This window comes from Candidatus Zixiibacteriota bacterium, assembly GCA_020853795.1.
Lineage (GTDB): Bacteria > Zixibacteria > MSB-5A5 > CAIYYT01 > CAIYYT01 > JADJGC01.
The window spans coordinates 1-6,659 of sequence record JADYYF010000190.1 but is presented as its reverse complement, the minus strand read 5'-3'; the positions used below and the strand labels follow the sequence as shown (position 1 = coordinate 6,659).

Sequence of the window (6,659 nt, the reverse complement as noted above, 5' to 3'; positions counted from 1 at the left end):
TGTTGCAGACGCGCTTCATCGCGCAGGCGTTTGCCGGCGATCGTGATCGCGCCCGGCGCGAAGCGCCGAAGACCGCGGCAAAGCGGCTTGCCGTGCGCTCAACGGCGGGTTGGTCGAGGTTGGAGCGACTGTGGTTTGAGCGATGGTCGGTGCTGGTTTGCGCATTGCCGGAGGTAGAGCGCTGGATCACGGCCGAGAAAGCGGCGTTAGTCAACCTGATCCGCGCCAAGGGTTACGTGCAGGAACAGGCTTACGTACGCGCTGTACAAGACCATCCGCGCCTCGCGCGCACGCTGCGCGCCCTTGCCGGCACGCGCAGCGCAGACTAAAACTCGGTTAGAACCCGCCGCCAAAGCCGTGGCCGTGACAGCCGGAATCGTTGTTGGCACGCTGGTGCTGTCCGCGTCCGCGGCAGGCACGGGCTGGGTCGACGACCCGCAGATCATTGGCCTTGATGCGATCGATGAGTGTTCGCACACTGGGTGTCTCAGCGTAATAAATCCGGACACCTTCGCTGTTCAGCGCCTCAATCGCGCGCCGGCCCATGCCGGAACACACGATCGCATCGACGTGGAAGCGCGCCAGCTGTGTCATCGGGTGGCACGTACCGTGGCTGTGATGCGAGTTGCGATTCGCGACCACCTCAATCTGATCATTCTCGCTGTTATAAAGGGTGAAGTACGGCGCCGAGCCGAAATGCTCACAGACCGTGTCGTCGCGACCGGCACTGCCATTGGTGGGGATGCATGTCAACATGACAAGACTCACTTTCTCTCAGGTTGATAACAACCGCTTCATTGTTGAGAATTGCCGCGATTAACAGCTTGCGCGCTGTATAGAGCAGGCGTTGTACGGTTCCGCGCGACACGCCCAGTCGTTCTCCCGCCGCCTCCTGCTCCAGACCCTCAACATCGCACAGCCGCAACGCCTCGAACTGGTCGAGGGTCAACTCGGTTGTGGCCAGCTCCCGCAGTGGAATTCCTTGCGGCTTGTAAACGCGATCAGCTTCGTAGCGGCGGCAACAGCGCCATTTCTTGGGTCGTGGCATACTCAATCCATTATGTGCATACGCACATAATAAGTATCGACAAGATTGGCGACAATGTCAAGCGATTTGCGTACATTTTTGTTGTTAGAAGATGTATTTGGCGCGAAGTGCTGGAATGGCCTACAACGTAACGACTTAAGGACAATGCGGCACAGGTCCGCCAGCGAAGATGTAATTGATCAAGTACACCGCGTCGGAAATCGAGACGGCACCGGAACCATCGGCATCACCCTCGCAAAGTGGATCGGGCGCCGCGCCACCGGCAAAAATGTAATTGATCAGAAAGACGGCGTCCGAGATTGAAAAAGCGCCGCTGCCGTCAGCATCACCACAGAAGCAGGCAATGGCTGCAGTGAAGTTCTGCTGGAACCCGTGAATAAGCTGGTAATTGGTGGAAGCGCCAGGACCAGCGGCTGTTTGACCTACGGTGCTCGACAGTTTGAAGTTGGTCGATGAGCCATTGGTGGTGCCGCCGCCGGAGACAACCTGCCATTTCAATTGCTCACCCGATTGTGGCGCTTGGTCGTCGGCCATCAGCGCGCTCAGGCTCAACGGCAGTAACGCGGTCATCAGTAGGAAAGTGAGTGTTCGACTCGATCTCAACATTTCGGACTGCCTTTCTCGTCGGGAACGTGTTTGCGGATTATATAGATCAATATAAGCGACTATTCGTCTCTGTCAATGTCTTTCGCTGGTCAGACTCGAGGATCTGCTCGTTCCCCCTTCGGCTCGCATGTGAGCGGAGACATCCTCCCATCCGATGGCCGGCAATTGGCACTGGCGGCGCCCGGCCTTCGCGCTACTTTCGTCGCGTGTAGTTGATGGCCCACATCACCTTCCAGGTCTTGCCGGCGTCGTCGGAGCGCTCCCAGTTCCACTTGAGGGAGTCGGCCGCGATATCAAACCACACCATCCGCTGCAGGAATACCGGCGTGCCGGCGGGCTTGGCCTCGCGGGTGAGAATCATCCTGCCCTCCTTGTACTCACCGGTGAAATCGAGGTAACTCCCCTGATTATCCACCCAGGTCTGATGCCACTACCCGTGTTCGAGTTGAAGACTGACAGCGACAAGCCGCGCAGAGGCGCGGAGTCAAGCGATGTGAAGTTCTCCCGGATGACGCATCCGTCGAACTCCTTGCTGATCGTATTACGTCCCCGGCCGGAATCGGCCCAGGTCAGATCCCAGTCGCCCAGCCAGAAGTCGAACTCAGTCGCGTGGGGCGAACTGCACGGTTGAGGCTGGTCGTCGGCCCAGACATTTGCGACCATGACAGCATTGATGATGACCACCAGCAAACAGACAAGCTTGCGCAGCATTGATACCTCCGCCGAAGACGTTTACAGCAGAGACGAGTGTCCGCGGCAAATATGTCACGAGCTTTTTGAGAAAATTCGCGAATGGTTCAAATGTCTACGGTAGCGTCTTATGCGTGCCGTCGCAGAAGGGGGGAGTCTGCGTGTGCTTGCAGAGGCAATACGATCGCAGCTTCTTCTCCGTGATGGTGAATTCCAGCGGCTGTAACTCAGTCACGTGATGCGAACCGTCGCAAAACGGCTGATCAGCGGAGCGCCCACAACGACACCACCAATAGGTGCCCGGCTCCAGCTCGAGCTTGACTGACTTGCGGTCGGCTATATGCGGGTCGGCCAAGTGGCCCTCCACTGAGTGATTCGGCCGGCGCCGCCTATTCGGCACCGCCCGACAAGAGAATTTCTTCCGTCAATTGCGCCAGCAAATGCAGCGCAAAAATATGTTCTTCCTGAACGCGCATCGTTGCCGCCGCCGGCACCAGCAGCGGCTGGTCACATAGCTCCGGCACAATCAACCCGTACTTGCCGAACAGCCCCAGCGTCAGCAAACCACGTTCCTTGGCGGCGCGGAACGCCTCGAGGATGTTACGCGAGCGTCCCGAAGTGGTCAGACCGATGAACACGTCCCCCGCCTGCCCCAGCGCTTCAATCTGGCGGCTGAAGATATGATCAAAGCCGTAGTCGTTGGCGGCGGCGGTAAGCAGGGAAGTGTCGGTCGTGAGGGCGATCGCCGGCAGGGCGTTGCGGTTATTGTCGGAAGTCAGCCGCACGACGAACTCGGTCGCGAAATGTTGACTGTCGGCGGCGGATCCGCCGTTGCCTGCAATGAGAATCTTGCGGCCGTTCGCCAGGGTCTCGGCCAGCTTCGTTGCCGAAGCCAGGAGCCATTCTTCCCGCGCCAGGGCAAACGCTGTCCGTAGCGTCGCGGAGTCCTGCACCGCCGCGGCAATGATCTGCTTAAGTTTCATCATGCGATTTCTTCGCTGGTAGTGCCGCCTTCTGATGAATCGCCTCGGCGAACTCGATCATCAGCGGTAGCTGATTGTTCTCTTCAAAACGATTGCCGATCACAACGAAACTCACGCCGGCGGCAACTTTGCGCGCCGCGTCCTCGGGATGGCGGATGCCGCCGCCGCAGATGATCGGCAGCGAGACAAACGCGCGCGTCGCGCGGATTATCTCCTCCGGCACCGAGTGGATTGCTCCCGATCCGGCCTCGAGATACACCAGCTTCATCCCCATATACTCCGCCGCCAGCGCGTGCAACTTGGCGATTTCCGGTTTGTTGCGCGGGATCGGATGCGTGTGCGAAATGTACTCCACCGAAGTGCGCGTACCCGATTCAATCAGCATGTAGGCGGTAGGGATCGCCTCCAGACCGTATTCTTTGACGAGAGGCGCGCCCTTGACCTGTTCGCCGATCAGGAATTCCGGATTACGTCCCGAGACCAGCGAGGTAAAAAGAATCGCATCGGCGAAGCGGCACACCTGCCCGGCGCCGCCGGGAAAAATGATCACCGGAATTGTCACCCGTTGTTTGATCTCACGGATGAGTTCTTCCATCCGATTCGTCAGAACCATCGATCCGCCGACTAAGATCGCGTCGGCACCGGCGGTCTCCGCGTTTTCGGCGCAGGCCAACAGTTGCGACTTCTGATGCTCGTTGGGATCGATCAGCGTCAGGAAGCCCGCGCCCTTGCGCTGAGCGGTACCGAGCAGATGTTCGTAAATGCGGTTCAATCCGTGAATCCTCGCATGCCCCCACCCTGCGCTTCGCTGCGGGTGGGCTACAGGACCTTCTCGATCAGCGGCAATACGACTGCTTTCATTTTCTGCTCGTCGAGAGCTACCTGGCCAGAGCCTTGAGTGAAGTAGCCACGTCCTCCGCCCTTGCCGCCAAATGCGGAGTTCACATCGATGATCAGTGACCGTGGCTGAATGCCCATCGCGAGCGCAGAATCTGAAACGACAATCGCGTATTGCGCACCGGAAAAGAACAACCCACAAATCGGATCAGCCATGGATTTCAGTTTGTCTGCAAATGTGTTGAGCTGATCTTTCGTCTCGAAAGGTTCAATAATCACTCGCAGCGACTTCACCTTGAAGGAGCGTGTTTCGATGAACTTTTCGATCGTGCCCGCCGCCGATTCGGCCTGCGATTTCTCCAGCTCTTTTTTGAGCTTCTTGCTCTCTTCCAGCAGTTCGGCGATGCGATCGACCAGTTTCTCTTCCGGCAGCTTCAACAGGTGCGCGGTTGCATCGAGTTTTTCTTTGACGCCGCGCAGATATTCAAACGCCCCGGCGCCGGTCAGTGCCTCGATGCGCCGAATCCCGGCGGCAATAGCGGTCTCGGCGATGATCACGAACACGCCGATTTCGCCGGTGGCCTGCACGTGGGTGCCGCCGCACAGTTCGCGCGAGTAGCCTTCGACCTCGACCATGCGCACAACATCGCCGTACTTTTCGCCGAACAGCGCCATGGCGCCGAGCTTCTTGGCCTCCTCGATCGGATAATTGTCCCACTTGACGCGGTGATTGGCGAGGATCTGCTCGTTCACCAGATGCTCGACTTCGCGGATTTCCTCGTCGGTCATCGCCTTGAAATGTACGAAGTCAAATCGCAGGCGCTCGGGCGATACCAAAGAGCCCTTCTGCTGGACGTGCTCGCCCAGCACCGTGCGTAGCGCTTTATGCAGCAAGTGCGTCGCTGTATGATTACGCTGGGTGTGCTTTTGCCGGACGCCGTCAACGCGGGCGAGGACAGTCGTACTCTCAGTCGGAATGGCAAGATCGGACTTCCCCTCTAAGACATGCACCGTGGAGTCTCCAACTTTCAACGTATCGACAACCTTAAACTGACGATTTCCGTCGATAATGGTGCCCACATCGCCGACTTGTCCACCTGACTCCCCGTAGAAAGGAGTCTCTTCTAGAACGATTTCAAGCCACTCACTGCCATCCTTGACACCTTGATTTACTTGCTCAACCAAGGTGCTGTGTTCGAAAACGTCATTGTACCCCACGAACCTGCTTGGACGATAAGACTGAGCCTTTGCAGCGAATGATGTGATCGATCTCGATCTGGCCTTCTGTGCCTCCAATTCTCTCTCAAACCCCGCCATATCGAGCGTCAACCCCTGCTCACGTGCCATCACCTCGGTCATGTCGACCGGAAAGCCGTAGGTGTCATACAGCTTGAAGACTTCCGCGCCTGGGACGGTCTTCTGACTCTTGCCGCGCAACCCTTCGACGATCTTGTCAAAAATCTCCATCCCGCGATCGAGCGTCTCACCGAAGCTCTCTTCTTCCGACCTCACTACTAGTGCCACGTGCTCGGCCTGAGCCTTGATCTCGGGGAACTGATGCCCCATCGTGTCGACCAGCACCGCCGCGAGTTTGTGGATGAACGGATCATGTTTGCCCAGCAGTCGTCCATGACGCGCGGCACGGCGCAGGATGCGCCGCAGCACGTAGCCGCGCCCCTCGTTGGAGGGAATCCCGCCATCGGCGATCGCAAAGGTGAGCGCACGAATGTGATCGGCGATCACGCGGTGCGACAGCCCGCGTTTGTCGCGATGATATTCTTTGCCGGTCAGGTCCACGATTTGCGCCAGCAGCGGCTGAAACAAGTCAGTGTCGTAGTTCGAATCGACTCTCTGCATGACCATGGAAATGCGCTCCAGACCGGCGCCGGTGTCAACCGACGGTTTCGGCAACGGTGTCATCTTGCCGGAAGCATCGCGATCGAACTGCATGAAGACGAGATTCCAGATTTCCATGAATCGGTCGCAGTCGCAATTGACCGTGCAGGTCGGCTTGCCGCACGAGTATTGCGCGCCGCGGTCGAAATGCAGCTCCGAGCATGGTCCGCACGGACCGGTCTCGCCCATCGACCAGAAATTGTCCTTCTCGCCAAAGCGCATGATTCGGCCGTCCTTCAGTTCCGGCGCAATCTTCTCCCACAGCGCGAACGCCTCATCATCGTCCTTGTAGACCGTGGCATAGAGCCGGTCCGGGGACAGCCCCAGGACCTTGCGAACATACTCCCACGCGAACGCGATCGCGTCCTCCTTGAAGTAATCGCCGAAGGAGAAATTGCCCAGCATCTCGAAGAACGTGTGATGTCGCGCCGTTTCGCCGACATTCTCCAGATCATTGTGCTTGCCGCCCGCACGGATACACTTCTGCGACGTGGTCGCGCGCTTGTAGTCAACCTTGCGCTGGCCAAGGAACACGTCCTTGAACTGGTTCATGCCGGCGTTGGTGAAGAGCAAGGTCGGATCGTCAAAGGGAATCAGCG

10 protein-coding genes are annotated in these 6,659 nt (G+C 58.3%); 1 reads left to right on the top strand and 9 read right to left on the bottom strand.

From position 1 onward, the window contains the following. Window positions 1-329, top strand: a 329-nt coding sequence (locus IT585_14355; GenBank protein ID MCC6964431.1) for a hypothetical protein, incomplete at its 5' end; no start/stop codon positions are given. Window positions 330-336: 7 nt separating this feature from the next. Here IT585_14355 and IT585_14350 read toward each other — a convergent pair. From IT585_14350 to alaS, 9 genes are all read right to left on the bottom strand, one after another. Beyond that, window positions 337-756: a NifB/NifX family molybdenum-iron cluster-binding protein gene (locus IT585_14350; protein ID MCC6964430.1), complete on the bottom strand. Its 420-nt coding sequence runs from the start codon at window positions 754-756 to the stop codon at window positions 337-339. Next, window positions 701-1,048: a DUF134 domain-containing protein gene (locus IT585_14345; GenBank protein MCC6964429.1), complete on the bottom strand. Its 348-nt coding sequence runs from the start codon at window positions 1,046-1,048 to the stop codon at window positions 701-703. The genes IT585_14350 and IT585_14345 overlap by 56 nt, the downstream gene beginning before the upstream one ends. Before the next feature lie 135 nt (window positions 1,049-1,183). Further along, window positions 1,184-1,618, bottom strand: coding sequence for a dockerin type I repeat-containing protein (locus tag IT585_14340; protein MCC6964428.1), 435 nt, complete (start codon window positions 1,616-1,618; stop codon window positions 1,184-1,186). Window positions 1,619-1,847: 229 nt separating this feature from the next. Further along, entirely contained in the window at window positions 1,848-2,015 is a 168-nt protein-coding gene (locus IT585_14335) for a hypothetical protein (protein ID MCC6964427.1), read from the bottom strand. Then, window positions 2,012-2,365: a hypothetical protein gene (locus tag IT585_14330; protein MCC6964426.1), complete on the bottom strand. Its 354-nt coding sequence runs from the start codon at window positions 2,363-2,365 to the stop codon at window positions 2,012-2,014. The genes IT585_14335 and IT585_14330 overlap by 4 nt, the downstream gene beginning before the upstream one ends. A gap of 94 nt (window positions 2,366-2,459) precedes the next feature. After that, window positions 2,460-2,699, bottom strand: coding sequence for a CDGSH iron-sulfur domain-containing protein (locus IT585_14325; GenBank protein MCC6964425.1), 240 nt, complete (start codon window positions 2,697-2,699; stop codon window positions 2,460-2,462). A 34-nt stretch (window positions 2,700-2,733) separates the two neighbouring features. Continuing rightward, window positions 2,734-3,327: an SIS domain-containing protein gene (locus IT585_14320; protein MCC6964424.1), complete on the bottom strand. Its 594-nt coding sequence runs from the start codon at window positions 3,325-3,327 to the stop codon at window positions 2,734-2,736. Then, window positions 3,317-4,090 (bottom strand): geranylgeranylglyceryl/heptaprenylglyceryl phosphate synthase, encoded by a 774-nt coding sequence (locus tag IT585_14315; protein ID MCC6964423.1) that lies wholly within the window; start codon window positions 4,088-4,090, stop codon window positions 3,317-3,319. Before IT585_14315 ends, IT585_14320 begins: the two co-directional genes overlap by 11 nt. 56 nt (window positions 4,091-4,146) lie before the next feature. Next, window positions 4,147-6,659, bottom strand: a 2,513-nt coding sequence (alaS, locus tag IT585_14310; protein ID MCC6964422.1) for an alanine--tRNA ligase, incomplete at its 5' end; no start/stop codon positions are given.